This is a genomic window from Lentzea flava, assembly GCF_014648475.1.
Classification (GTDB): Bacteria; Actinomycetota; Actinomycetes; order Mycobacteriales; family Pseudonocardiaceae; genus Lentzea; species Lentzea flava.
Map to the genome: position 1 here is coordinate 1 of NZ_BMRE01000059.1, position 26,199 is coordinate 26,199.

The 26,199-nt window shown below is 68.6% G+C and carries 22 protein-coding genes; 7 read left to right on the top strand and 15 right to left on the bottom strand.

Features of this window, described 5'->3' with window-relative positions:
* Positions 1-272: 272 nt before the first annotated feature.
* The gene (ndk, locus tag IEZ09_RS39105; protein ID WP_189258897.1) at positions 273-683 is read right to left on the bottom strand and encodes a nucleoside-diphosphate kinase; all 411 of its coding nucleotides are present in this window, start codon (positions 681-683) and stop codon (positions 273-275) included.
* A 75-nt stretch (positions 684-758) separates the two neighbouring features.
* On the opposite strand from ndk, the gene IEZ09_RS39110 reads away from it, so the two are divergent.
* Positions 759-1,370 (top strand): hypothetical protein, encoded by a 612-nt coding sequence (locus IEZ09_RS39110; RefSeq protein ID WP_229813342.1) that lies wholly within the window; start codon positions 759-761, stop codon positions 1,368-1,370.
* Here the strand turns inward: IEZ09_RS39110 and IEZ09_RS39115 are convergent.
* From IEZ09_RS39115 to IEZ09_RS39165, 11 genes are all read right to left on the bottom strand, one after another.
* Positions 1,367-2,812, bottom strand: a complete 1,446-nt coding sequence (locus IEZ09_RS39115) for a DHA2 family efflux MFS transporter permease subunit (protein WP_189258898.1) — start codon at positions 2,810-2,812, stop codon at positions 1,367-1,369. The genes IEZ09_RS39110 and IEZ09_RS39115 overlap by 4 nt on opposite strands.
* 40 nt (positions 2,813-2,852) lie before the next feature.
* On the bottom strand, positions 2,853-3,335 hold the full coding sequence (locus IEZ09_RS39120) for a MarR family winged helix-turn-helix transcriptional regulator (protein ID WP_229813343.1): 483 nt from the start codon (positions 3,333-3,335) through the stop codon (positions 2,853-2,855).
* A gap of 49 nt (positions 3,336-3,384) precedes the next feature.
* Positions 3,385-8,784, bottom strand: coding sequence for a pullulanase-type alpha-1,6-glucosidase (gene pulA, locus IEZ09_RS39125; RefSeq protein ID WP_189258899.1), 5,400 nt, complete (start codon positions 8,782-8,784; stop codon positions 3,385-3,387).
* Positions 8,785-8,878: 94 nt separating this feature from the next.
* Positions 8,879-10,846, bottom strand: a complete 1,968-nt coding sequence (locus IEZ09_RS39130) for a hypothetical protein (RefSeq protein WP_189258900.1) — start codon at positions 10,844-10,846, stop codon at positions 8,879-8,881.
* 21 nt (positions 10,847-10,867) lie between these two features.
* On the bottom strand, positions 10,868-11,866 hold the full coding sequence (locus IEZ09_RS39135) for a glycoside hydrolase family protein (protein WP_189258901.1): 999 nt from the start codon (positions 11,864-11,866) through the stop codon (positions 10,868-10,870).
* A 40-nt stretch (positions 11,867-11,906) separates the two neighbouring features.
* Positions 11,907-13,418, bottom strand: coding sequence for an alkaline phosphatase D family protein (locus IEZ09_RS39140; RefSeq protein WP_189258902.1), 1,512 nt, complete (start codon positions 13,416-13,418; stop codon positions 11,907-11,909).
* Positions 13,419-13,469: 51 nt separating this feature from the next.
* The gene (locus tag IEZ09_RS39145) at positions 13,470-13,904 is read right to left on the bottom strand and encodes a hypothetical protein (RefSeq protein ID WP_189258903.1); all 435 of its coding nucleotides are present in this window, start codon (positions 13,902-13,904) and stop codon (positions 13,470-13,472) included.
* 39 nt (positions 13,905-13,943) lie between these two features.
* Positions 13,944-14,642 carry an ESX secretion-associated protein EspG gene (locus tag IEZ09_RS39150; protein WP_189258904.1) on the bottom strand — a complete coding sequence of 233 codons (699 nt, stop codon included), beginning with the start codon at positions 14,640-14,642 and terminating at the stop codon, positions 13,944-13,946.
* A 1-nt stretch (position 14,643) separates the two neighbouring features.
* Positions 14,644-15,921, bottom strand: coding sequence for a hypothetical protein (locus IEZ09_RS39155; protein ID WP_189258905.1), 1,278 nt, complete (start codon positions 15,919-15,921; stop codon positions 14,644-14,646).
* Positions 15,918-16,526 (bottom strand): DUF3558 domain-containing protein, encoded by a 609-nt coding sequence (locus tag IEZ09_RS39160; RefSeq protein ID WP_189258906.1) that lies wholly within the window; start codon positions 16,524-16,526, stop codon positions 15,918-15,920. Before IEZ09_RS39160 ends, IEZ09_RS39155 begins: the two co-directional genes overlap by 4 nt.
* 4 nt (positions 16,527-16,530) lie before the next feature.
* The gene (locus IEZ09_RS39165) at positions 16,531-16,836 is read right to left on the bottom strand and encodes a PE domain-containing protein (RefSeq protein WP_189258907.1); all 306 of its coding nucleotides are present in this window, start codon (positions 16,834-16,836) and stop codon (positions 16,531-16,533) included.
* 282 nt (positions 16,837-17,118) lie between these two features.
* Between IEZ09_RS39165 and IEZ09_RS39170 the strand changes: the two genes are divergently transcribed.
* From IEZ09_RS39170 to IEZ09_RS39185, 4 genes are read left to right on the top strand one after another with little or no spacing between them, the layout of a single operon-like run.
* Positions 17,119-18,117, top strand: a complete 999-nt coding sequence (locus IEZ09_RS39170; protein ID WP_189258908.1) for a DUF6346 domain-containing protein — start codon at positions 17,119-17,121, stop codon at positions 18,115-18,117.
* Between the two features lie 16 nt (positions 18,118-18,133).
* Positions 18,134-18,580 (top strand): YbaB/EbfC family nucleoid-associated protein, encoded by a 447-nt coding sequence (locus IEZ09_RS39175; protein ID WP_189258909.1) that lies wholly within the window; start codon positions 18,134-18,136, stop codon positions 18,578-18,580.
* 9 nt (positions 18,581-18,589) lie between these two features.
* On the top strand, positions 18,590-18,898 hold the full coding sequence (locus IEZ09_RS39180; RefSeq protein ID WP_229813344.1) for a type VII secretion target: 309 nt from the start codon (positions 18,590-18,592) through the stop codon (positions 18,896-18,898).
* Positions 18,898-19,938 (top strand): WXG100-like domain-containing protein, encoded by a 1,041-nt coding sequence (locus IEZ09_RS39185; protein WP_189258910.1) that lies wholly within the window; start codon positions 18,898-18,900, stop codon positions 19,936-19,938. The genes IEZ09_RS39180 and IEZ09_RS39185 overlap by 1 nt, the downstream gene beginning before the upstream one ends.
* A gap of 6 nt (positions 19,939-19,944) precedes the next feature.
* Here the strand turns inward: IEZ09_RS39185 and IEZ09_RS39190 are convergent, their stop codons facing one another.
* Genes IEZ09_RS39190 through IEZ09_RS39200 form a run of 3 tightly spaced genes read right to left on the bottom strand, consistent with a single transcriptional unit; the run spans position 19,945 to position 24,308 of the window.
* The gene (locus IEZ09_RS39190) at positions 19,945-20,346 is read right to left on the bottom strand and encodes a DUF4233 domain-containing protein (RefSeq protein ID WP_189258911.1); all 402 of its coding nucleotides are present in this window, start codon (positions 20,344-20,346) and stop codon (positions 19,945-19,947) included.
* The gene (folC, locus tag IEZ09_RS39195; RefSeq protein ID WP_189258912.1) at positions 20,343-21,680 is read right to left on the bottom strand and encodes a bifunctional tetrahydrofolate synthase/dihydrofolate synthase; all 1,338 of its coding nucleotides are present in this window, start codon (positions 21,678-21,680) and stop codon (positions 20,343-20,345) included. Before folC ends, IEZ09_RS39190 begins: the two co-directional genes overlap by 4 nt.
* The gene (locus tag IEZ09_RS39200) at positions 21,681-24,308 is read right to left on the bottom strand and encodes a valine--tRNA ligase (RefSeq protein WP_189258913.1); all 2,628 of its coding nucleotides are present in this window, start codon (positions 24,306-24,308) and stop codon (positions 21,681-21,683) included.
* 85 nt (positions 24,309-24,393) lie between these two features.
* On the opposite strand from IEZ09_RS39200, the gene IEZ09_RS39205 reads away from it, so the two are divergent.
* Positions 24,394-25,134, top strand: coding sequence for a hypothetical protein (locus IEZ09_RS39205; protein WP_189258914.1), 741 nt, complete (start codon positions 24,394-24,396; stop codon positions 25,132-25,134).
* A 77-nt stretch (positions 25,135-25,211) separates the two neighbouring features.
* A complete protein-coding gene (locus IEZ09_RS39210; protein ID WP_189258915.1) occupies positions 25,212-26,069 on the top strand; it encodes a hypothetical protein in 858 nt (285 codons plus the stop codon).
* The last annotated feature ends 130 nt before the right edge of the window (positions 26,070-26,199 follow it).

The following is a 26,199-nucleotide window of genomic DNA, read 5'->3' on the forward strand; positions in this document are numbered from 1 at the left end:
CGCAACCACCTACGCAACCGGCGGCCGCCCAACGCACCAGGCGTGCCATCAACCCGCCCCGCGGCGCTGGTGGGTCTTTGATCAGATTGGCGGGGTCTGGGGCGGAGCCCCAGAAAGCAACCGGCACATGACCACGGCACGCAACCACCTACGGACTCGAAACAGGAACCCGCCGACGCAACCGGGGGACGACCCACAAAACCCACGCGCCCCCAGAGCAGCACAAACAAAACGGCCCCAAGGCCGAAGCCAAGGGGCCGCCAAACCCACCCTCAGAGGTTGGGGAACCAGATCTTGATCTCACGCTCAGCCGACTCAGCCGAGTCCGACCCGTGCACGAGGTTGTACTGCACCTCAAGCCCGAAGTCGCCACGAATGGTCCCAGGCGTGGCCTTCTCGACGGGGTCGGTCCCACCGGCGAGCTGACGGAAAGCCGGGATCGCCCGAACCCCCTCCACCACCATGGCGACCAACGGCCCACCGGTGATGAAGTCGACGAGGTCGTTGTAGAACGGCTTGCCGTCGTGCTCCGCGTAGTGCTGCTCGGCGGTGGCGCGGTCAGCCGTCCGCAGCTCCAGCGCGGCGAGCTTGAGCCCCTTGCGCTCGATGCGGGAGATCACCTCACCGACGAGACCACGCTCAACGCCATCGGGCTTGACCAGAACCAGGGTGCGCTCGGACACGACGCCAAACTCCTCAAAACAGGTACGGGAAGTGCCGACAGGGTAGCGAACGACACACCTGCCATAGTGCGCACCGTGAAGCACACGGGTTCGGCGCTGACCGGCGCGGCGGTTCTGTTCGTCCTGCTGCGGCTGCTTGCTGTGTCCCATTATGACTGGCACACGGCGTTCGCCCTGCTCCACACCCTTGAACTGGACGACGCACCGGGGCTGTTCCTGGGCACGTTCATGGCCGACGACCGGATCAGCACCGTCCTGCTCATGATCGTCACCCCGGCGACGTTCTTCTTCTACTTCCGCACGCGCAAGGATCCGGAGCGGGCCGGCATCACCGCGTTGCTGGCCGCGATCGTGCTCATCGCGCTGATGGTGTCCCACACGCTGACGTATCACCGCTGGTGGCTGGCCCCCGCGGCGGTGGCGATCGGCGCCGCCATGTTCCTGGCGATCCGCAACGCGCGGTGGCTGCTGCACTGGTTCGCGTTCCTGCTGGCGGGCACGGCGCTCGCGGTCGCGGCCATCGTCAGCACGCCGTGGGTGCCGAAGGAGCGGATCAACGACGCGCAGGACGTCTACGTGTTCGAGACCAGCCCCGGCTTCCTGAAAGTCCTCAAGGCGCAGGACCGCGAGTTCACGATCCTGCGCACCGAGGACGTCCGCACACGGGTCGAGCTGGCCGACCACTAGTGCACGAGCACCGGCTGGTTCTCCTCGCGGTCGACGCTCACCTGCCGCAGCACGAACACCGCGAGGCCCAGGGCCACGGCCACGAGGGCGGCGCTGATCCAGAACGCCAGGTGGAAGCCCGAGGTCAGCGCCTCCAGGCGGCCCACGCCGGAGGCCAGCAGGCCTGAGGTGTAGGCGGTCGAGGTCGTGGCCAGGACGGCCAGCCCGAGGGCGCCGCCCACCTGCGCGGTCGTGTTCACCAGGCCCGAGGCCAGGCCTGCCTCTTCTGGCGCTGCGCCGGACATCGCGAGCGTCATCAGCGCCGGGAACGACAGGCCCAGGCCGATGCCCAGCGGCGCCACCGCCGGGAGGATGTCCGTGAGGTACGAGCCGTCGACCGGCACCTGCGTGAACACCAGCATGCCTACCAGCATGAACACCAGGCCCACGATCAGCATGTTGCGTTCGCCGAAGCGGGAGTTCAGGCGTGCAGACAGCGACACGGAGAACACCGCGATGGCACCCGCGACGGGCATGAAGGCCAGGCCGATCTGCAACGGCGTGTACGACAGCACCAGCTGCATGTACAGCGTGCCGAGGAAGAACAGGCCGAACATGCCGGCGACCATCGAGATCTGCACCAGGTTCGCGCCGGTCACGTTGCGGGACCTGAACACCCGCAACGGCAGCAGCGGCTTGGCAGCGGTCCGTTGCCTCACCACGAAACCGGCCAGCAGCGCCAGAGCCACCGCGCCCAGGCCGAGCGTGTGGAACGAGCCGAAGCCGTGGTGCTCCGCCTTGACGATCGTGTACACGCCGAGCATCACCGCGGCGACGATCAGCAGTGCGCCCAGCACGTCCGCGCCCTCGCGCAGGCCCAGTCCCTCAGAGGAAGGCACCAGGCGAACAGCGGCCACCGCCGCCACGACACCGATCGGGATGTTCACGAAGAAGATCCAGTGCCACGACATGGCGTCCGTGAGCACGCCGCCGAGCAACAGGCCGATGGACGCGCCCGCCGCCGCCACAAAGCTGAACACGCCGATGGCGCGCCTCTGCTCGTTCGGCTCGGGGAACATCGTCACGACCATGCCGAGCGTCACGGACGTGGCCAGTGCACCGCCCGCACCCTGGACAAAGCGAGAAACGATCAGCATCTCGGAGCTGAACGACACGCCGCACAGCAGCGACGCGACCGTGAAGACGCCGAGGCCGATCAGGAACACCTTCTTGTGCCCGATCAGGTCGCCGAGGCGGCCAGCGAGCAGCAACAGACCGCCGTAGGCGATCAGGTACGCGTTGACGACCCAGGCCAGGCCCGCCTGGCCGAACTTGAGGTCTTCCTCGATCGCGGGCAGCGCGACGTTCACGATCGTCTGGTCGAGAACGATCATCAGCATGCCCGCGCACAGGACGATCAGCGCCAGCCAGCGCGAGTCCGTCTTCGGTCCCCCTTGATTCATAAGAGGAACCGTAGCAGATAGTTTTGTACGGGACTATCTCTTATCCAACCGCATGACGCAGAGCACGTTTGCGCGGCGGCTTCTCGCACGGCACAGGAGTGCTCAACCGGCCCTCGACCAGCCTCGTCAGGCCGTTGACCAGGCCGACGCGCTCGTCGTCCGGCAACGAGCCGAGCACGCTGCCGACGACCTCCCGGTACATGTCGTCGGCCTTCGCCACGATCGCGCGGCCGGCCTCGGTCACGACCACGACGCGGGCACGACGGTCGGTCGGCGACGGCTTGCGCTCGGCGTAACCAGCGGATTCGAGCGCGTCCATCGTCACGACCATCGTGGTCTTGTCGATGTCGACGATGTCCGCGATCTCGGTCTGCGTGAGTTCCGCGTCCAACGCGCTGGACAGCACGCAGCGGGCTCGCGGAGTCAGTCCGATCTCCGCGAGCCTCGCCGTCAGCTCGGTTTCCAGTGCGTGTCCCGTCCGATGCAGCAGCATCATCAGGTCAGTAGACCCCGTCGCGCCCATGACACCACGGTACCAAACTAGTCTAGAACCAAACTATTTGTCAGCGGAACTATCGCTCGAGCACGACGACCGAGCGCGCGGCTCCTGCCTTCTTCTCCCTGGTGAGCGGCTTCCAGTTACCGGCGGGCAGTGCGACGGCCTTGTCCGTCGGGTACGGGTTGATCACCACGAGCAGGCCCCGGCGACCCGGATCCACGTCCGGACCGACCGTGTCGTCGATGTGCATGACGATCACACCGGACTCCGCGGCCGGGAACGACACCTTCTGCTGCACCAGGTCGGCGTTGCCGAGCGAGAACAACGGCGACGACTGCCGGATCCGCAGCAGCTCCAGCGTGGCGTCCAGCGAGGCCTTCATGTCCGCCGACGACGGCTTCGTCAGGCCCAGCAACGGTTTCGCGTACGGCCACTTCGACTCGTTGTCGGCCTTGGGCGGCAGTCCGCGACCGAAACCGTTGTCGCGCAACGACGGGTCGTAGGCGTTGAACCAGTCGCCGGAGTCGTAACTGTTGCGGTCCAACGACTTCGAGCGCAGGAACTCGGTGCCCGCGTGCACGAACGGCCGTCCCTGCCCGAGCAGCACCGGCGCCATCGCCACCGTCTGCATCTTCACGCGATCAGCCATCGCGGTCTCAGGCTTCAGCTTGTAGGTCAACGCGTCGAACAACGTCTCGTTGTCGTGCGCGTCGACATACGTGATCGCCTCCAGCGGCTGCCCGGTGTACCCGGCGGCGGAACCGTTGTACTTCACGTCCCGACCGGAGACCACGGGCCCGGCGGTCGACTGGAACCGGTACGAGGCCATGTTGCCCGCCATGCCCAGCTTCACCAGGTCGCTGTAGTTCTCCAGCCGCGCGGCCGCGTCGCCGTTGGCGGGCGAGGAGTTCACGTCCCCGGCCAGACCGGAGCCGATGCCCTGCACGCGCGGGTCGTCGTCGAAAGGCCCACCGCCGCGCACCGCGTCACGGAGCCGGTCGCTGAACGTGCCGACGCCCGTGCCCGCCATGTTCGCCTGCGTAGCTTGCTCGAACCGGGCGTTGCCTGCGACCTCGCCGAAGTCCCAGCCCTCGCCGTAGACGCCGATCTTGCGCCCGTCGACACCGTCCTTCTCGATGGTCAACGCGTCCAGCGCCGCCCGGACCGCCAGGATGTTCGCCTTCGGGTGGTGACCCATCAGGTCGAACCGGAACCCGTCGACCTTGTAGGTGCGCGCCCACCGCACCACGGAGTCCACGACGAGCTTGCCCATCATGGCGTTCTCGGTCGCGGTGTTCGCGCAGCACGTGGAGTTCGCGACCGAGCCGTCGAGGTTGAGCCGCTGGTAGTAGCCGGGCACGACCTTGTCGAGCACCGACGTCGGTGCGTCGCCGAACGCCGCCGTGTGGTTGTAGACCACGTCCACCACCACGCGGTTGCCGTTGTCGTGCAACGACTTCACCATCTCGCGGTACTGCTTCGACCGCGCCCAGCCGTTCTGCGCGTCCGCCGTGGCGTACGAGCCCTCGGGCACGTCGTAGTGGAACGGGTCGTAGCCCCAGTTGAAACCGTCCTTCGCGGCCACCGCACCCACGCACGCCTGCTGGTCAGGGGAGTCCGGGGCCATCGACGGCAGGTCGCACGCGGGCGTGGCCTGGTCCGACCGCTTCTCGGGGATCGTCGCGATGTCGAACGTCGGCAGCAGGTGCACGGTGTCCATGCCCGCGGCGGCCAGCGTCCTCAAGTGCTTCATGCCCACCGAATCGCGGTGCGTGAACGCCTTGTACGTGCCGCGATCCGCCGCCGGGACGGACTGGTCGTTGATCGAGAAGTCCCGCACGTGCAGCTCGGTGATCGCGCCACCGATGCCCCGCGCGACATCGCGGGACCAGCCACCGGGCATCGTCTTCGAGTCGCGCAGGTCGGCGAACTGCGAGTGCGTCGAGTTCACCGACAGCGCGACCGAGTACGGGTCGGTGACCACGACCGTGCGCTGCCAGTTGGTGACCTCGAACTGGTAGTACCTGTTCTTCCAGTTGCCCGCGCCGGACCACGAGCCGGACGCGTCGTCGCGCTTGAGCTGCACGACCTTCTTGGGCTCACCCGACGGCTCGTCGAACAGCCGCAGCTTCACGTTCGTCGCCGTCGGCGCCCACAACCGGATCGACGCGCGGTCGTGGTCGAACATCGGCCCGTACGTCAGTTTCGTCGCCGCGGCGGCGAAACGGTCGTCGAGCACGCCCGCGATCTGCACGCTCGTGCGGTGCCGGATCGCGCCGCCCGCGTCGACGTGCACGGCGGAGAGCTTGTCCCGCAACGCCTCGTCGACGAACCCGCGCACCGCGAACACCGGCTTGCCGCGCAGGTGCGGGAACTGGGCCGGCACCTCCTCGGTCGTGGGCGACAGCCGCAGCACCCGTGGGCCGTACTCGAGCCGGTAGCCGTCGGACTGGATCGCGGGCACGTCCCAGACGACCTTGTCCTTCGCGATCCAGATCGCCTTCGCCTTGGTCAGGTCGTCATCGGCGGCAGGACCCGCGTTGGGCGGCAGCAGATAGGTCTCGTTGCCCTGCAACTGCCACACCTCGTTCCCCTTCTGACCCAGGTCGAGGAACTGGTCGGGCCCGGGATCCTTGGTGTCACCGCGGTGGATGATGTAGCTCAGACCGGCGGCACCCGGCGCGAGCGGCACCGACCAGTACACGCCGAACTGGTCGCGTCCGTCCGGCACCCGCGACTGGTTCCAGCCCGGTGACGGATCCAGAGAGCCCGTCCAGTGGTACATGGTCCAGTCGGTGTAGTCGCCGTCCGCACGGCGGTAGTGGATCACCGCCCGGTTCTCTGCGGCGGCCTTCGTGGCGTGCACCTTGCCGTTCGCGACCCAGGCGTGGCCGCTGGTGAACTTGCCGGAAGCCTCGACGGTGGTCCCGCGCACCACCGAGAAGTCAGTGGTGGGCGGGAGTTCCGCAACACCGTTGGTGAACGGCACGTCCGGCCGTCCGGCCACACGCACGACGGCTCCGGTGGCGTCACCGACGTAGTGCACGACCGCCTTGCCAGTGGCTGCCTGCTCGGACGGGTGCACGGCCACATCGCCCTGCTTCAGCCACACCTCGGGCGTCACGCTGGGATCGACGAACCTGTCGGCCGAGGTGTCCTTCTCGTCGCCCTTGTGCGCGATGATCCCGACGGACTTCGCGCCCGGCTTCAGCTTGACCCACGCGAAGCGCCCGTAGGCGTCCTCGCCCGCGAACGGCAGCGGGGCGTTCCAGTCGACCGGCGTCTCGATGTCACCCCACGCGTGCAGGCCCCAGCCGTCGTACGAGTCTCGCTGGTAGTGCACGACCAGCCAGTCCGGGTTCTTCGTGCCCGGTTCCTGGACCGGCGGTGCGGCCACCAGCGACACGAACGCGCCGTCCGCACCGATCTCGCCGGACTTCGCGACCACGCGCAGCTCGACGCGCTTGCCGGCAGCCGCGCCCGGAAGTGCCGCCAGGTCGGCGAAAACGCGGTACGGGGCTGCGTCGTCGGTGCCGAGCACGGTCCAGTCGGAAGTGCCCTCGACGCGTGCGGCGAACGTGGCCGCCGCGTTGGGCGCGCCGATGCCGTCCGCGCGGAGCTCGACCCGCCTGTCCAGCACGGTTCCCGCGGCCGGAGCGACCAGCACGGGCGAGGGCTTGGAAGCCGCGACGTCGCTGGTTCCCTTGAGCACCAACGACGACAGCGCGGGCACGGTCACCGTGACGCGGCCGTTCTGCACCTGCGCGTTCTCGAAGGCGGCCGAGGACACCGGCACGGTCACGGTCGCGGGCGAGGTGCCCGCGTTGGCGACGACGAGGTGTTCACGGCCGAGGATGCGGCTGAACGCGAACACGTCACCGTCGGCGTAGCGCAGGACCTGGTTGCCGTCACGCCACACCGGGTCCTGGTCGACCTGCGCGGCCAGGGCCTTGAGCTGCTGGTAGAGCGGGTGCGCGGTGTTGTAGTTGTCGACAGCTCCGGTGCGGTCGGAGCCGATCAGCTTCTCCACCATGTACTCCGGCGTCCTGGACGCGAACATGTCCTGACGCGCCAGCTTGTCGCCGCCCGTGCCCGCGAAGCCCTGCTCGTCGCCGTAGTAGACGACCGGGTTGCCGCGCCACAGATACATCAGCGTGTTGCCGAGCTTGAGCCGCTCCAGCAGTTCGGCGTCCGAGATGCCCGGCCGGTCGTTGCGGATCATCCACGCGACCCGTCCCATGTCGTGGTTGCCGAGGAACGTCGGCAGCGACGAGGCGTTGGAGTCGGCGTCGGTGTAGCGGTCGTCGTCGAGCAGCACCTCGCCGAGCCGCTGGGAACCCTTGCCGGACAGGAAGCTCACCGCGCTGCTCTGGAACGGGAAGTCGAGCGTGGCCTGCATGCGCCCGGTCGTCGTGTACTTCGACGTGTTCTCCGGCGAGGAGTCGAAGACCTCGCCGAACACGAAGAAGTCCTTCTTGCCCTTGCGGTTCGCGTACTGCTTCACGTGCGGCGCGAGCGCCTGCCAGAACTCGAGGTTGACGTGCTTGACCGTGTCGACGCGGTAGCCGTCGATGTCGAGCGTGTCGATCCAGCTGGTGAAGATGTCCTTCATGCCGTTGACCACGCGCGGGTGCTCGGTCATGAGGTCGTCGAGGCCGGAGAAGTCGCCCTGCTCGCTCGACTCGCCGGAGAACGTCGAGTCGCCGCGGTTGTGGTAGAGCGTGGAGTCGTTGAGCCACAACGGGAACTTCGTCGGCCCGTCCTTCACCGGCGTGTACGGGAAGGACTTCTTGGCGTCGAGCTTCGGGAAGTCCTTGCGGCCCGCGTACTCCGCGATGTCGAACGGCTTGCCGTCGGCGTCCAGGTACGGCTGCGCGCCCGTGGACACGTACGCGGTCTTGCCCTCGGCGTACTTGATCACGTCGGCGGTGTGGTTCGCGACGATGTCGAAGAAGACCTTGATGCCACGCCGGTGCGCGTCGCGGATCAGCTCGCGCATCTCCTGCGTGGTGCCGAAGTGCGGGTCGAGCTTGGTGAAGTCGACCGTCCAGTAGCCGTGGTAGCCGGCGGAATCGCCCTGCACCCAGCGGTTGAGGAACATCGGCGTCATCCAGATCGCCGTGATGCCCATGCCGTCGAGGTAGTCGAGCTTCTGCCGCAGGCCCTTGAGGTCGCCGCCGTGGTAGAAGCCCTTGTCAGCAGGGTTGAACCCGTTCTCGGCGCTGGTGGAACGGCCGCGGTCGTTGCTCGGGTCGCCGTTCGCGAACCGGTCGGGCATCACGAAGTAGAAGCGCTCACCCCGCAGGTCGTCGCGCTTCGGCGGCAGCGCCAGCCGAGCGTCCCCGTCGCGCACACCGGGCGCTATGTCCACCACCTCCCCCACGGCCAGGCGTTGCTTCGGTTGAGCAACGGCCTGGACCGGTGTGAGAGGCAGCAACACCAATGCAGCGAGCGCGGCGATGACCCGACGCATCGCGACCTCCTTGTCGCAACTTCTTGCAGGGTTGCTGCACGAAACCACGACAAACAGCGGGAAACAATACGTCGGGCATTGCAAATGTTTGCGATCAGCGAGTCGGGCGGTGGTACGTCGGCACCACGTGCAGCGGGTGGATCCCCCAGTCGTCGATCGCCTGCAGCGCGAGCGGCCCGAGCCCGATGACGTTGCTCGCCGACGCCGGCCCCTCCAGCGTCGGAAGGCCGTTGAACTGCGTGTTCGTCGACGGCGCCGGCGAGGCGGAGGCAACGGCCTGAGGGTCGTCGTCGAAGAGACCCATCACCGCGAGCAGCACGTACGGGTCCTGCTTCAGCTCGTTCTCCAGCTGCTCGACGTAGAGGTACTCGCCGCGTTTCGCCGCGCTGAACACCGCCCTCCCGAGCCGTTCGAACGACTCCTTGCACGCCTCCGGGGTGGCCGCGGCCATCGCCTCCTCCGGCGACACCCGCACCAGCGTCATCTTGCTGCCCCTCGTCGAGCTGTCCTCGCCGTAGCGGTACGGGAGGAGCGCCTCGCCGCTCTGCGGGTCGATCAGCAGGACGTCGCGGAACCGGTGGCCTGGCAAATGGGTGCGCGCCATGATGCCGAAGCCGACCCAGAACTCCAGCTTGTCGTCGGGCAGGCGCCAGTACGTCCGCTGCTCGCCCTGCTGCAACGCGATGTAGCCGCCGACAGCGATGCCCGGCACCGCCTGCGTCAACGTTCCGGTGAACATCGCGCGCGCCTCGTCGGTGAGGCTCTCGGGAGTGCCCTGCGATTCGATGCCGTCGCCGTAGCGGTTGAAGGTGATCGCTATCTCCAGCGGGTGCGGGCCCCACTCCAGCATCGCGGACAGCGCCAGTTCACCGATGCCCTGGAGCGTTTCCCGCGAGACCGGCGCGTTGATGCCGGGACTGCCCTTGAACGGCGTGTTCTCCGACGGCGCCGGTTTGCACGACACGACGACGATTTCCTCGTCGTTGTGGTTCTGCAGGGCCATCATCGCGAACGGCTCGACTCGCTCGCCCTGGTTCACGACGGGTTCGAGGGTGAGGTACTCCCGGCGGCCGTCCGCCACCTCGATCATGCGGCCGACCCAGCGGTAGGCCTCCCTGAGAGCCTCGGGGGTGACGGCCGCGTAGGCCTCTTCCCTGGTGACCGGCTGGAGCCGGGTCTGGACGCCGAGCGTTGCCCCGTCGGTCATGAACCGGTCCGTCATCAGCGCCTGGCCGGTCCGCTCGTCGATCATGATCACGTCGCGGAAGCGGCCCTCGCTCAGCGGGGAGCGGGACAGGTTGCCCCTGGCCAGCCTGCTCTGGAGGTGGCCGTCGGTCAGCTTCCAGTACGTCGTGCGCTCGCCGATCTGCAGGACGATGTGGCCGCCAACCGGGACGCCGCAGACCGCGGTGGTGAGCTGGGCGTTGAAGATCGCGGCAACCTCGGGTGGGAGGTCCTGGGACGGCGCGGGAGCGTTGGGCTGAAACGGCGGCAGGGCGGCGAACTGCGGATCCAACCGCCCGGTCCGCACGACGTGGTGGGCCCAGGCCCGCGCACGGGAGAGCGGGTGGTCGGGGAACCTGCTGTCGAACCGCGGGTCGTCGCCCGCGTGGAACGGCAACCGGCCCTGCACCCGCGGCGCGTACGGGTGCGGCATGACCCAGCGCTCGAACCCGACCTCGGGCGCGAGCACGCCCTCACGCATGCCCGTGACCGGACCTTCCACCGCGATGAGCTGCAGGACCGCGCTGCAGGTCGCCTTCGGCACCGTGAACGAGCACAGGAACGCCTGCCCGGCAGGCCGGTTCGGCAGCGGCACCTTGATGATCCGCAGCAGTGCGGGCACACCGGCGAGCTGGACGACGTGCGCCTCGATGAGACACCCGTCCTGGCCGTGGATCACGGCGAGGTCGTGCCTCAGCTTGGGCAGATCGTCCAGCCCGGCCGGCAGGTCGGGGACCAGGTTGTAGTAGGTCAGGGTGACGCGGTCACCGTTGGCGGGGTTCGACCAGTTGCTCTGGTCCTGCTGCTGGAAGCCGGTGGTGTCGAACGAGATGGGCACCCACCGACCCTATGGTGATCTTCAGATGGGCGTGGTCGCTTTCCACAGCTCGTACGTGTAGAGCGACGCGGGATGCGGACCGACGAGCCCCACGGTGTACACGGCCGTCACGGAGTTCGAGGACGGCAGCGTGCCGTACACCGTGCGCACCAATCCGGCGTTGTGGTTGCGCGGATAGCCGGTCTGGTCCTGGCCGATGGTGCCGATCGACGTCCACGTGCCCTTGCCCGCCCACATGTCCCCGCCGCGCAAGGCGACGACTTCCACCCGTTCCGAGATGAAGTCCGGATGCCCGACCGGCCGCGGACCGGCTTCGCGGATCGCGACGAACCTGTCGTTCGGCGGGTCGTAGGCGACGTCGAAGTTGTGCAGGCCGCGGTCGGCCAGGCCGTCGTTGGTGATCGGCACCTTCTGCCCGACGACCGGGTTGCTCATGTTGCCCAGGGTGAGGTGCCGGAAGTACGCCTGCGTCCTGCCGTCACCGCCCTCGGTGTAGAACAGCATGATCTCGCCGGTGTTCGGGTTGATCGTCGTGGCGCTGGGCTGGCCGGCGCCCCACGCCTGCGGGTCGCTGAACGGCGTGCGCACGATCGGCTCCGGGTACTTGACCCACGGGCCGCCCAGCGCGTTCGCGAAGGCCACGCCGATCTGGTTGCGCGAGTTGGGCAGGTCGGTGCCCAGGAAGAACATCACGTACCGGTAGGCGGTTCCGCCGTAGCTGACGTTCGCGGCCACCACGGTGGGGTCGCAGATGTGCTGCGAGTCCCAGCCGGAGCCGGGACGCACGACGTCGTGGTCCTCACCGCCGATGCGGGTGAAGAACACGTGGTCGTCGATCTGGCCGTTCACCCTGTTGTGGCAGGTGTAGACGTACGTCTGCGCGCCGTCGGCGATCACCGACGGCGCGTAGGCGTACATCTGGCGCCCGCTCGGGGCGTAGAACGGTTCTGGCGTGCTCCACGACGCGCCGGAGCCCGCCGACGCGGACGTGGGCACGACGAGAAGGGCGGTGAGAGCCACCGCCACGGCTGCTTTGCGCATCATCCCCCCAGATGAATGTTCAGCGTTGTGCCCCCAACGTAGTCGACCACAGCGACTTCCCGGTGGCGTCACGCAACCAGACCGTGAGCTCGTGCTGGTTCGCTTGCACCTCACCGAAGTGCTGGAACCCGTCCAGCGGCGAGGTGTTGGCGGCGGGCGGCGCGTGCACGAACACCGCCTGCGGGCCGAACGTCGGGTCGAGCGTGTTCGGGCCGAACGCGCCGGCGTGCGCAGGGCCGGACACGAACTCCCAGAACGGGTCGAAGTCGCCGACGGCCGCGCGGTCCGGCGAGTAGTGGTGGGCGGCGGTGTAGTGGACGTCCGCGGTGAGCCACACCGTGTTCTTCACCCTGCGCTTCTTCAGCTCGCGCAGCACCCACGCGATCTCGTGCTCACGGCCGTTGGGCGCGCCCGGCAGGCCGTTCGCGACGCCCTCGATGTCGGCGCCGTCCGGCACGGTGAGGCCGACGGGCAGGTCCGCGGCGATGATCTTCCAGGTGGCGGTGCTGCTGGACAGTTCGCGGACGAGCCACTGGGCCTGCTTCGCCCCGAGGATCACGCCCGGCTGGTCCCTGGGCGAGGTGTTCTTGTCCTTGTAGGTGCGCATGTCGAGCACGAAGATCTCGACGTTGCGGCCGTAGGACAACTTCCGGTAGACGCGGCCGTCGACGGCGCGTTGCCGGTCGATCGGCATCCACTCGTGGAACGCCTGGAAAGCACGCTGTGCCAACACGTCCACGCGCTTCTCGGTGTACTGCGGGAGGTCGAGGATCTCGCCGGGGTACCAGTTGTTGGTGACCTCGTGGTCGTCCCACTGGGCGAAGACGGGAACGTGGGCCGCGAAGCGCTTGAGGTTGTCGTCGAGCAGGTTGTAGGCGAACTGGCCGCGGTACTCGTCGAGCGTTTCGGCCACTTTGGACTTCTCGGGCGTGACGACGTTGCGCCAGACCCGGCCGTCCGCGAGGGTGACCGTCTCCTTGAGAGGGTTGTCGGAGTAGACGCTGTCGCCGCTGTGGATGAAGAAGTCGGGGCGGCGGTCGGCCATCGCCTTGAAGATCGGCATGCCGCCGATGTCGGGGTTGATGCCCCAGCCCTGACCGGCGACGTCACCCGACCACACGAACCGCACCTCGTCGCGGCCGAGCGGGGCGGTCGTGAAGCTGCCGGTGACGGGCTCGCTGCAGGTGCGGCCGTCCAGGTCCTCGGCCGTGACGCGGTAGTGGGCGGTCCGGCCGGGCGGCAGGTGGCCGACCCTGACCTGGCCGGTGCCGCCCGTCCCCGGCGTGAGCAGCGGACCGCGGATGCGGCGGGAGAACCGGAAGTCCGGGCGGTGGGACACCTCGACGAGCATCCGCGCCGGGCGGTCCGACCTGGTCCAGACGATGCCGCCGTCGAAGGTGACGTCGCCGGACTGGACACCGTGGGTCAGCACCGGCCGGTCGGTCTTCGCGAGGCTGATGCCCGAGGGCACCAGCGCCGCTGCCGTGCCGAATGCGCCTGCCTTGAACAACGTGCGACGGTCGAAGGTCATGCGCGGTTTCTAGTCGCCGGTTCTGACCGGTGGCCGAACCCGAGATGAACTTCAGCAGCGCTTGTCCGTCGCGCCCCACACGTAGTCGGTCACACCGGTGCCGACGCGGATCGTGGCGACGGCCTTGGTGCACTTGTCCAGCGTGGCCGCGCCCTTGCCCCACAGCTCCTGCTTGCCGGTGGCCTCACCGCCGCCGTGCGGGATCTCCTCGCCGTTGCTGAACTCCGCGATCCAGTTGCTGACGCGGACGTTGCGGTGCGAGTTGTAGTACGAGTCCCAGACCCACAGGTACGGGTAGTTCTTGCCGCAGCCGGCGAACTGCTTGACCGAACCGATGGTCTGGCCCTGGTAGGTGATGTGGCCCGTGGTGCCGATCTGCTTGGCGGAGGCACAACCGGGGACGGTCTCGGCGGCGTTGGCGGTGCCGATTCCGACGGACAGCAGCGTCGCGGCCAGTGCGGCGGCGATGGCGAGTGGCTTTCTCATGACCGCGACGCTGGTGCAGTCCGGTTGGTCAGCGGTAAATCACGTGAGGCGCTTGAGCCAGTCCGTGATGATCTGCCGCGACGCGGGCGTGGCGTGCACCCACGTCTGGTGGTTCTCGTCGGTGTACTTCACCACGAGCCAGCGGCCGTCCTCGAAGTCGATCGTGGTGAGGAACGTCTTGGCCCGCTGCCTGCCCTCGGCGCCGCGCCGTGCCGCGTAGAGCTTCGCCGTGCCCTTGCGGGGCTGGGCGAGCAGCTGCCGCAACGAGATCGACGGCGACGCCTTGCCCGGCTCGCGCGTGTTGATCTCCGACTCGTGCACGTTGATCGACGCGCCCTTGCCGGGCGGCACGTCCGGCAGCTGCATCGCGAGCACCTCCGGCGCGTTCTCCGGCCGGATCGGGTGCAGCTGCACGAACCCGTTGTCGTGCACGGCAAGCACGCCGTGCTGCGAGTTCGCGGCCACCATCACGGGCCGCGTCTGGCTCGGCGTGACCGCGATCCACGCCGAGTAGTCCGCGTCGGCCTTGGCGATCAGGTGCAGCGTGCCCCGGACGTCCGGGTGGTCCAGCCCGGCCCTGCGCAGCTCACCGATGACGTCGCGCTCGATGACCGCGCGCTCGTCGTGGGTCTGCCCCGGCGAGTCGACGTGCAGCGCCGGGTGGAACTCCCCCAGCTTCTCCTGCTTCCACAGCACGTCGAACGCGAGGTCGGACAGTTGGATGGACGATCGCAGCACGTCACCCCCCGATCGTCGGCGGTGCGACCATCGGCATGTCACCGATGATCTCGTTCGTGTTCTCCTCGGTGACCAGGTAGTCGGCCGACTTGTGCTCCAGGTCGTCCTCCCCCTGCCCCTTCTGGCCGTGGCCACCCATGCCGCCCATGCCCGCGGCACCGGCCCGACCGGCCGCTCCGGCAGCACCACCGCGCCCGCCCGCGTTCGCACCGGCCTCGCCCGTGCCACCGAACACACCGGCCTTGCCGCCGGGCTGCTGCGCGTTCGTCCCGCCGCCGGTGCCCACACCGAGCCCGCCACCGCCGACCCGGCCGGAACCGGGCCCGCCGCCGACCTTGCCCGCGCCACCGCCGGTCCCCCGGCCAGAGCCGCCACCGGGACCACGCCCGGTGTTGCTGCCGCCGAGGCCAGGACCGCCGGGAACACCGATCGGCGGGATGCCCGCGTTCGGCGGACGCTCGATCACGCTGCCGGCCGGAGGCTTGCCACCACCGGTGAGGTCACCGAGCTTCGGTCCGCCGGTCTGCACCTCGCCGACCACGCTGCTGACGGTGGTCTGGTCGCCGTGGATGGTGCCGGGCGGGGTCACCGTGCCCGTCGGCCCCTGCGGGGAACCGGGCGACGCCGGGACGCCGCTCGGGTTGGTCGTGCCGCTCGGACGACCCGCGGTGCCGATGTTCGAGGTCTTGTCGGTGCCGTTGTCGCCGCCGGTGTCGATCACCTCGACCTGCAGGTTGTCGCCCGTGACGCCGGGGAACTCCTTGGGCAGCTCACCGCGGTTGGTGTTGCTGGCGCTCTGGAACTCGCTGTAGACCTTGCGGTTGTGCGCCTCTTCTGAGTTGTAGCTGTTGACCGCGTCCTCCGTGTCCGTGTCCCACGGGGTCGCGTCGTCCCAGAAGTTCGTCTCCGGCTTGGTCGCCGGCATGTTCTTGAGCTGCCCCTTGTTCAGGTTGAACTGGTAGACCTGGTTGGACAGCGAGTGGTCGGCCTGGCGGAGCGCGTCCTGCATCTGGATCATGGCCTGGTTGATCGGGTTGCCGGCGGCCTGGGCGGCTTCCGCACTGGCACCGGTCCACGCCTCGCCCAGCGTCTCGCCGACCCGCTTGAGGCGCTGCTCGATCGCGGCGTAACCGCGCTCCAGCGAAGCGGCCGCGTTCGCGGCGGCCTGAGCCGACCCGGTGCCGGGGCCGCCGGTCATCTGGGCGTAGATCTCCGCCCCGGAGAAGCCTTCGGCACGGGTGTTGTCCTGGGAGAAGCAGCTGGGCGCGGGCCGTGTCATTTCGCACCTGCCTTCATCGTGCCGATGGCGAGATCGGCGAACTCGGTGACGGCGCCACACGGGTCCGCGTACCTGGGACTGCCCTTGTCGCTCTGGAACGTGAAGAGGACCGCCTTCGTGTCGGCGACGGCGGTGAGAACGGAGCAGTTGCCGCCACTGCGCTGATCGGACACGAGGGCCATGTACGCGGGATAACCCTGGATGTCCGGCAGCTGCTCGAACTTCTCGTAGGTCGTGTCCTTGTTGGGGAGGATCGTCGAGAGGTTCGTGTCGTCCGGGAGGAACGCGACGCCCGGAGCCATCCTCGCCGGCGTGCTCGAACCCAGCCACATGCAGCCAGGTCCGAGCTCGGTGGTGTTGTTCCTGCCGTTCACGCCGGGCAGGCCGAACGCCTGCACCTGAGCGGCGGTCACCGTGCTGCACGGATCAGCCTCGAAGGCCTTCACGTCGAGCGGGCTTTTGATCTTGGGCGCTCCGGCGCTGTTGCTGCCGCTGGTCGGCTGCGGGGCGTTCGTCGGGCTACCGGTGGTACCGCCTCCGCTGGTGCCGCAGCCGGCCAGCAGCGCGAGTGCGGCGGTACCGGCGACGATGGTTCGGGTGCGCAACAGCTCAGTCCTTCGGCTTGAGGTTGGCCTGGTTGCCGTGTTCGGTCTGCTCGTACTGAGCCAGCGTGGCCTTCAGGTTGTCGATCCTGATGACCAACGCGTCCTGAAGCTGCTTGTTGGAATCCTGATGCGCTTTGCCCGCGGCAGCCGCCCAGTTCGCGTAGACCTGGCTCGGCATGTCCCTACCGGCACCCCTCACCGTGGTCAGCACCTGGCCGTTCTGATGGGCCACCATCAGCTCGTCCTTGATCGACTCGTATTCCTTGATGGCGGCGCGCAGTGTGTCCAGATCAACCTTGGTACCGCTCATAGTCCCCTGCCCCCGTGTTGAACCCGGAGGGAGCATAGCGCTGGACGACGTGACGTGCCCTTAGCACGATCACGTACTGTGACCAGGCCATTTCCGACAAGATGAGCACTGCGCCAGTCTGGTGCGTCGAGTCGCGGGTGCGGACGGTGCCACCCTCATTCACGCGATCGAGCGAAGGAATTCCGCCGTCTCTACGACGTCGAAGGCAAGGCCTACGAGCCAGGAAACGCGGCCTGCGACAGGTCGTGCGGAACGTGGACTGATCGCGGCTATGGTGGCGACGTGCGCGCACTCGTCTTGGGACTCGCCGCCGTTCTCGCCTTCCTGGCTCTGGCCACGACTGTCCGGACCACCGACGTCCTGGTCGGGTCGGTCGACGCCGTGCGGGTCGGCACCGCCACGGTTTCCTCCTGCGCGGAGCACGGGCCAGTCGGCAGATGGGGTTTCGGCACCAGCTACGAGTGCACCGCCGACGTGCGGTGGAACGACGGCCGCACCGAGCAGCTCACGTTCCCACCCGGTCAGCTCGAGCCGGGCGAGCGGGAGGTCGCGGTCTTCCAGTCGAACACCGGTCCTGGCCGCAACGACAGCGCCCGGTGGTTCCTCGCCGGCCCGCTGGCCTCGATGGTGCTCGCGCTGCTGACGTTGTGGCTCGTCGTCGCCATGGTCCTCGCGCTCCTCCCCGGCAGGAAAAACCGGCAGAAGCAGGAGGAATGGCCGGTCACCAAGGACGACCTGAAGGCGACCCCGGTGACGCGCCGGGTGCGCAGGCTGCGGTTGTTCGCGTGGCTCGGGCTCGCCACGGCGGTTGCGGAGGGACTGGCTTCGATGCCGTTCTTCGACGCGCCGCGGAAGGTCGGCGTGTTCTCCTCGCCGTGGCCCCAGCTGGAGGACGCGTGGCTGGTCGACCTGCCGTCCGGGGTGCTGGCGGGGTTTGCCGTGCTGGTCGCCGCGGGCATCGGGCTGATCGCGGAGAGCGTGCACAAGGACGGGGCGCGGTTGGTCCGATATGGACAGCCGTACCTGGACACGAAGAAGCAGGTGCCGAGTGGTGGCACCAGTTGGGTACCGACCGCGCTGATCGCGGCGCTCGCCCTGGGTGCGCTGGTGAAGGTCGTGGTCGCGCTGCCGGCGAACGCACCGCTTGTGGTGTGGCTCGCCGGAAGCAGGGACGCCCTGGTCCTCCTGACGATCCTGACTGTGACCATCTGCACTCGACAGTCCGCAAAGGACATGGTCGCGCAGCTGATGCGCAGGTCGATGGAACCGAAACCCCGGTGATCTAGTCTCACCTGCCATGAGTTCGGCAGAACTGGGTGCTGGCCAACAGCGACTCGACGAGTACATGCGTCGTGTGAACGACATCCAGGCACGGGCTGAGGAGACTCAGGCCCAGCTCAAGGCGTTGCGCGCACACGTGAGCAGCCCCGACCGCTCGGTCTCGGTCACGATGGCGCCGGGTGGGCGGCTGGAGAAGCTGAGCCTCACGCCGGCCGCGATGAGAATGTCGCCCGACCAGCTCGCCGCCATGATCACGAACACCGTCCAGAACGCACACGCCGCCGTTGCCGAGCAGATGCAGGCGACGATGCAGCCGTTGATCGGTGGTACGTCCGCAATGGACTTCCTGCGCGAGCACGTCACCGCGGCGCAGCAGCCGGAGGAGGCCGAGGATCAGCAGCCGCGGCAGCAACGGCCGCAGCGCCCTGACGACGATGAGCCTTTCGGCTCCATCTACCGGTGAGGAGCCGCAGTGAGCAACTTTTCGATGGTGCCCGCCGACGTGCTCAGCCACGCGGGCAACGTGCAGGCGATGGGCATGGAGCTGACCAAGGCCGCCGGCCGGGGCCAGAGCGTCGACCTCGGCGTCGAGACCTACGGGATCATCGGCCAGGTCTTCAGCATTCCGGTGCGCATCCACATCGCGGCGATCGCGAACTCGATCAACGAGTTGGCGAACGCGCTGCCGGACGTCGCCGACGCGTTGCGCGACTGTGCGGACGCCACCCAGCAAACCGACGACGACCACGCGAAGCTGTTCGACAAGTTCAGGGGGAACTGATGGTTCTCGACGTCAGTGCGGACAACGCGACCGACGGTGCGCGGATCATCGACACGGTCTGGAAGTGCGCGGAGGACTTCAACAACCCGAGCGACTGGGCGTTCGACGGTGTCGCCCTCGGCCTCGACGTGCTCGGGTTCGTCGCGAACCCGCTGGGCACGCTGGTCGGCGCCGGTATCGGGTGGCTGATCGAGCACGTCTCGTTTCTCAAGGAGCCGCTCGACGACCTCGCCGGTGACCCCGGCGCGATCAACGTCGTCGCCGCCGCCTGGGGTGAGGTCGCCAAGGCGTGCGCGAAAGTCGGCAACGACTACGCGCAGGCCGCCACCAGCCAGACCAGCACCTGGACCGGGCAGTCCGGCGACGGCTACCGCAAGGCGGCGGCCACGCTGGCCGAGCAGGTCAAAGCGCTGGAAGGGGCCGCGAACGCGGTCGCGACCGGCATCCGCGGCACTGGCGTCCTGGTCGCGGCGGTGCGCGGCATCATCCGCGACATCGTGGCCGACGTGGTGGCGGAGTTCATCATCGCCGCGGTGACCGCGCTCGCGACGAGCTGGTGCAGCTTCGGCGCCTCGATCGCCGCGTTCACCGGCTGGGCCGTGGCACGGGCGGCGTCGACCGCGGGCAAGATCGCGGGCAAGGTCAGCAAGCTGCTGATGAAGCTCGCTCAGGCCGTCCGCAAGTTCGACAACCTCAAGGGCGTGTCCGACGCGCTCGCCAAGGCCGCGGTCAACATCGGCCGCAAGGCCAAGGGCGTCGGCCAGGCGATCGGCAAGAACCACGCCTCGGTGAAGCAGATCGAGGACGGCTTCGCGAGCGCCAACAACGCCATCCGCGACAAGCTGACGTTCGGCAACGACACGTTGAAGAACGCGGCCAACCGGGTCGACGACATCATGGCCCCGCGTGGCCGCGACGGCTTCGCGGACACGATCAAGCCCATCTCACTCGGCCGCACCGGCGCCTCCGAGGCGTTCAAGGAAGGCGCGAACTGGGACGAGAGCTACGAGAAGGGCCAGGAAGAGCTCAACAAGAAGTGAGCGCGGTCAGGGCGCCTGCTGTTGCTGTTGCTGCGCCGGCAGGCGCCCCTCCGCCATGCGCTTGAGCAGGTCCTTGCGCAGCCACAGCATGTAGACCCACACCAGGCCGAAGATCACGCCGATCACGCCCATCGCGGGCAGCAGGAACCAGGTCGCGATCAGCAGCACGTGCAGCGCCACCACGGCGGGGATGGCCCACGGGCGGCGGACGAAGGCGCACATCGCGATGAACACCGCGATGAAGCCGAAGGCCGTCCAGCCGACGAGGGTGCCCACGCCGCCGTGCAGTTTGGCGATCACCGGCAGGGCCAGGGCCACGACGATGACCTCGAGGATCAGCGTGCCGGCCATGATGCCGCGGAAGGCCTTCAGCGGGTCCTTCTTCAGAGGGGCCGGGGAGGTGGTCATGCCGGCTCCTTGCCGAACAGGGCACGGGCCTCGCCCGCGGTGACGACCGAGCCGGTGACGATCACGCCGCCGCCGGACAGTTCGTCCTCGGTGAGGTGGATGGCTTCCTCGATGGCGTCGTCGAGGCGCGGGCGGACCTCGAAGCGGTCCTCGCCGAAGATCGGGACGGCCAGGCCTGCCAGGACGTCCGGGTCCATGGCGCGCGGGGACGAGTTGGTGGTGATCACCAGCTCGTGCACGACCGGCTCCAGCGCCGAGAGAATGCCTTCGGCGTCCTTGTCGGACATGACGGCCACGACGGCCACCAGCTTGCGGAAGCCGAACTCCGAGTCCAGGGCGCGGGCGAGAGCGGCGGCGCCGTGCGGGTTGTGGGCGGCGTCCACGAAGATGTTCGGGGCCGACTTCACGCGTTCCAGGCGGCCAGGCGTGATGACCGACGCGAAGCCCTCGCGGATCGCCTCGACGTCGAGCTGGCGGTCGGCGCCCGCGCCGAAGAAGGCCTCGACGGCGGCCAGGGCGAGCGCGGCGTTGGCTGCCTGGTGTTCGCCGTGCAGCGGCAGGAAGATGTCCTCGTAGACGCCGCCCAGGCCCTGCAACGTGATCAGCTGGCCGCCCACGGCCACCGAGCGCGAGACCACGCCGAACTCGCTGCCGAAGCGCGCGATCGTGGCGTCGACCTCCGCCACCCGTTCCAGGACGACCTTCATCGCTTCCGGGGTCTGCTCGCCGACGATCGCGACCGAGCCCGGCTTGATGATGCCGGCCTTCTCCGTGGCGATGTCCTCGATGCGCGTGCCGAGGTAGTCGGTGTGGTCGAGGCCGATCGGCGTCAGGATCGCGATCTTCGCGTCGGCGATGGACGTCGCGTCCCACGTGCCGCCCATGCCGACCTCGACGACCGCGACGTCGACGGGGGCGTCCGCGAAGGCCGCGTAGGCCATGCCGGTGAGCACCTCGAACTTGCTCATCCGGATCTCGGACTGGCTGTCGACCATCGCGACGTACGGCTCGATGTCGCGGTAGACCTCGACGTAGCGGTCGGGGCTGATCGGCTGGTTGTCGAGGCTGATCCGCTCGGTCGCGAGCTGCAGGTGCGGGCTCGTGTACCGGCCGGTGCGCAGACCGATGCGCGTGAAGAGCGCATCGGTCATGCGCGACGTCGACGTCTTGCCGTTGGTGCCCGTCAGCTGCACGACCGGGTAGGTCGTCTGCGGGTCGCCCAGCACGTGCGCCAGCGCCTTGATCCGGTCCAGCGACGGCTCGAGCTTGGTCTCGGGCCAGCGCTGGTTGAGCTCGTTCTCGACGTCGAAGAACTCGTCGAGGTTGGTGTCCACTCAGGCCTCCGGCAACGCCGCGAGGCGCTCGTTGATGCGGGCGATCTCGGCCTCGGCCACGGCCTTGCGCTCCTCGATCTTGGCCTTGACCTCGGCGGGCGCCTTGGCGAGGAACGCCTCGTTGCCCAGCTTCTTCGTCGTGCCCTCGAGCTCCTTCTGCGCCGCGGCGAGGTCCTTCGCGAGCCGCTTGCGCTCGGCCGCGACGTCGATCGCGCCGGACAGGTCCAGCTCGACCTTCACCGCGCCCTTGGGCAGACCGACCTCGAGCGTCGCCGAGACGGTGAACTCGTCACCGGGCTCGGTCAGCCGCGTCATCGCGCGGACCGCGGGAACCTGGTCCGTCAGGCCGACGCAGCAGGCGCCGCGGACCTTGCCCGCAACGCGCTGGCCCGGCTTGAGGCCCTGCTCGGAGCGGAACCGGCGGATCTCGGTGGCCAGCTTCTTCAGGCCCTCGACCTGGGCGGCGGCCTCGGCGTCGCGCTCGGCACCCGACGCGGTCGGCCACGACGCGATGACGAGGGACTCGCCACCGGTCAGCGACGTCCACAGCGTCTCGGTGATGAACGGGATCGCCGGGTGCAGCAGGCGCAGCAGGACGTCGAGGACGTGGCCCAGGACGGACTGCGTGGCCTCTGCGCGGCCTTCCGCGATCTGGACCTTCGCGATCTCCAGGTACCAGTCGCAGAACTCGTCCCACGTGAAGCTGTACAGCGCCTCGCAGGCACGGGAGAACTGGAACGCCTCGAAGTTGGAGTCCACAGTGGACACCAGCGCGTCGAGCTCGTCGAGGATCCAGCGGTCGGCCGCGGTCAGCTCGGAGCGCTCCGGCAGCGGACGCGCGACCGTCGCACCGTTGGCCAGCGCGAACTTCGCGGCGTTCCACAGCTTCGTGGTGAAGTTGCGCGCCCCGGCCGCCCACTCCTCGGCGACGGCCATGTCCGAACCGGGGTTCGTGCCGCGCAGCAGCGTGAACCGGGTGGCGTCCGCGCCGTAGCGGTCCATCCAGTCCAGCGGGTCGATGCCGTTGCCCTTGGTCTTCGACATCTTCTTGCCGTACTGGTCCCGGATCAGGCCGTGCAGGAAGACGTGGTCGAACGGCTGCACGTCGTCCATCGCGTACAGGCCGAACATCATCATCCGGACGACCCAGAAGAACAGGATGTCGTAGCCGGTCGAGAGAACCGAGGTGGGGTAGAACTTCTTCAGGTCCTCGGTGGAGTCCGGCCAGCCCAGCGTCGAGAACGGCCACAGGCCCGACGAGAACCACGTGTCGAGGACGTCCTCGTCCTGACGCCAGCCCTCACCGGTGGGCACCTCGTCGTCCGGTCCGACGCAGACGACCTCGCCGTTCGGGCCGTACCAGACCGGGATCCGGTGGCCCCACCACAGCTGACGCGAGATGCACCAGTCGTGCAGGTTGTCGGTCCAGTCGAAGTAGCGCTTGTTCAGCTCGGCCGGGTGGATCTTGGTGCGGCCGTCGCGGACCGCGGCCGACGCCTTGGCGGCGAGGCTTTCGACCTTGACCCACCACTGCAGCGACAGGCGCGGCTCGATGACCGTGTCGCACCGCGAGCAGTGCCCGACGGCGTGGACGTACGGCCGCTTCTCCGCGACGATCCGGCCCTCCGCGCGCAACGCGGCGACGATCGCCGGACGGGCCTCGAACCGGTCCAGCCCCTCGAACGGGCCGTGCGCGGTGATGGTCGCGCGGCCGTCCATGATCGTGAGGTTCGGCAGGTTGTGGCGCTGGCCGATCTCGAAGTCGTTCGGGTCGTGCGCGGGCGTCACCTTGACCGCACCGGTGCCGAACTTCGGGTCCACGTGCGTGTCCGCGACGATCGGGATGCGGCGGCCGGTGAGCGGCAGCTCGACCTCGGTGCCGATGAGGTGCTGGTAGCGCTCGTCGTCCGGGTGGACGGCGACCGCGGTGTCACCGAGCATCGTCTCGGCGCGCGTGGTCGCGACGACGATCGACGCGTCCCCGTCGCCGTAGCGGATGGAGACGAGCTCGCCGTCGTCCTCGCTGTGGTCGACCTCGACGTCCGAGAGCGCCGTCTGGCAGCGCGGGCACCAGTTGATGATCCGCTCGGCCTGGTAGATCAGGCCGTCGTCGTACATCCGCTTGAAGATGGTCTGGACGGCGCGCGACAGCCCCTCGTCCATGGTGAAGCGCTCGCGCGACCAGTCGATGCCGTCGCCGAGCCTCTTCATCTGGTCGAGGATCTTGCCGCCGTACTCCTCTTTCCACTCCCAGACGCGCGCGACGAACTTCTCGCGCCCGAGGTCGTGCCGCGACAGGCCCTGCTTGGCGAGGTCGCGCTCGACGGCGTTCTGCGTCGCGATGCCGGCGTGGTCCATGCCCGGCAGCCACAGGACCTCGTAGCCCTGCATGCGGCGGCGCCTGGTCAGCGCGTCCATCACGCTGTGGTTCATGGCGTGGCCCATGTGGAGGCTGCCGGTGACGTTGGGCGGGGGCAGCACGATCGTGAACGGCGGCTTGTCGCTCTTGACGTCCGCCTCGAAGTAGCCCCTGTCGACCCACCGCTGGTACAGCTCCGCCTCTACCTCCGCCGGAGTCCACGCGGCGGGGAGGTCAGGACGCTGGGGTGCGGTGTCGAGTTCAGTCACAGCTGTCAAGTCTACGGAGCGGGAGGTATCGACTTGAAACGAGATACCTGCTAACGGGGCGCGCGGCGTCTACGATGCCCGACTCGTGGAGATTCCTGGGGGGATTGAAGATCATCCTGACCTGCGCGATGCCCAGTGGGGCAAGCGCGTGGAGCGGGAGTGGCGCCGCGAGCAGCGGTCGTCCGGCAAGATCACCGCGATCGTAGCGGCGGTGGCCGCCGTCCTCATCGCGATCACGGCCTGGCAGTACGCGCCGCAGTGGCTCGGGAACACCCCGCGGCCCGTCGTGGACTTCGCGCGGCCGTTCGCCGGAACGCCCTACGAGTCGTGGGCGGACGGGGAGCAGGCCGTCGTGGCGGCACCCGAGCACGAACCGATGCGCCGCGTCGTGATCGCGGCCAGGATCGACCCGGCCGAGCTCGAACGCCGCGACGGCGCCGCCTTCCTCGGGCAGTTCCCGGAGGCCGCGCGGCCGGTCTGGCAGCAGAGCCTGCCGCTGTTCACGACGCAGCTCACGCCGGGGGTGAAGCTGCTGCCGAACGGCGTGAAGGCGCAGGGCACGATCGCCAAGGCCGTCGGCGCGCAGGGCGAGGAGGTCGTCCGCACCGACTTCCGGATCGCCTACGCCTTCGCGCCGGACGATCCCGGCGCGATCCGCGGCCACGAGGACTTCATCGTGCTGGCGGAGGCGCGCATGGACCTGCAGCAGACGCCGGAGGGCCTGCGGATCATGGATTCAACCATCCGCTGGACCAACGCGGCGTGCGGCGCCTACGTGATGGGTTACGTCGCACCGAAGTTCGCCGAGGCGAAGCAGCCCTGCTGACAGCTCGACGGCAACCGGAACCCGATCGACAGCGTGGTTCCGGTGACCGATGATGTGCGCCGAAACCTGGGGGAAAAGTGCAGAACGACCTCGAGAACCACCCCGACCTGAAGGACGAGGGGTGGGTCCGCGCCGCGAACAGACGCGCGCAGCGGGAGATCCGCAGGCAACGCAGGCAGGCACGGATGCGCCGGCACGGCGGCAAGGTGGTGTCCGCTGTCGCGTTGATCGTCATCGGCGCCGTCCTGGTCGGGCTCTACCAGGCCGGCAGGTTCGGCGAGGTCTCGCTGCCGGAGGTGAAGCTGCCGCAGACGGGCGTCAACCTCGAGATCCCGTTCGCGGGCACCCCCGCCGAACAGTGGCCGGAGGGCGAGAAGGGCATCGTCGTGCCGGACGCCAACCCGATCTACGAGCAGGTGCGGCAGGCGCTCATCGCCTCGCGGATGGACCCGGTGATGCTCACCGAGCACAAACCGGACCGGTTCCTCGCGATGCTGGCGCCGGAGGTGCGCGACCACGTCGCGAAGGAGATCTCCGGCTGGACCACGCGGCTCAAGCAGGGCACCAAGCTGCTCCCGAACGGCGTCCGCGTGTCCGGGAAGATGACGCTCGGCGAGCAGGACGGCTATCCGGCCGTCGTGACGGACTACGTGTTCGCGTACGCGTTCGAGCCACCGGACCCGAAGAAGCTGCTCGACCAGATGGAGATCGTGGCGGCGATCCGCGAGAAGGTCACGTACGTCATCACGCCCGAAGGGCTGTGGCCCGCGGACTCCGACGGGTTCCAGTACTCGATCGCCTGCCAGGCGGCGAAGGACGGTTTCCTCGCGCCGCAGTTCACCGAGCCGGCCAAGCAGGACGAGGGTCTTCCCGGTGACGACAGGAAGTACTTCTCGGTGGACGGCCAGATGCCCACCGAGAACACCTGCGATTGATCACCCTTTCAGAGGTGCCGGGCGGCAGTGACGGCGATCACAATTGACCGTCACGGACCGTTCAACCCCTTGGGGCCCGTGACGGGCGACGCCGCCGCGTTCTTCGGGGGCGCTGGCGGCGCCGACGTCG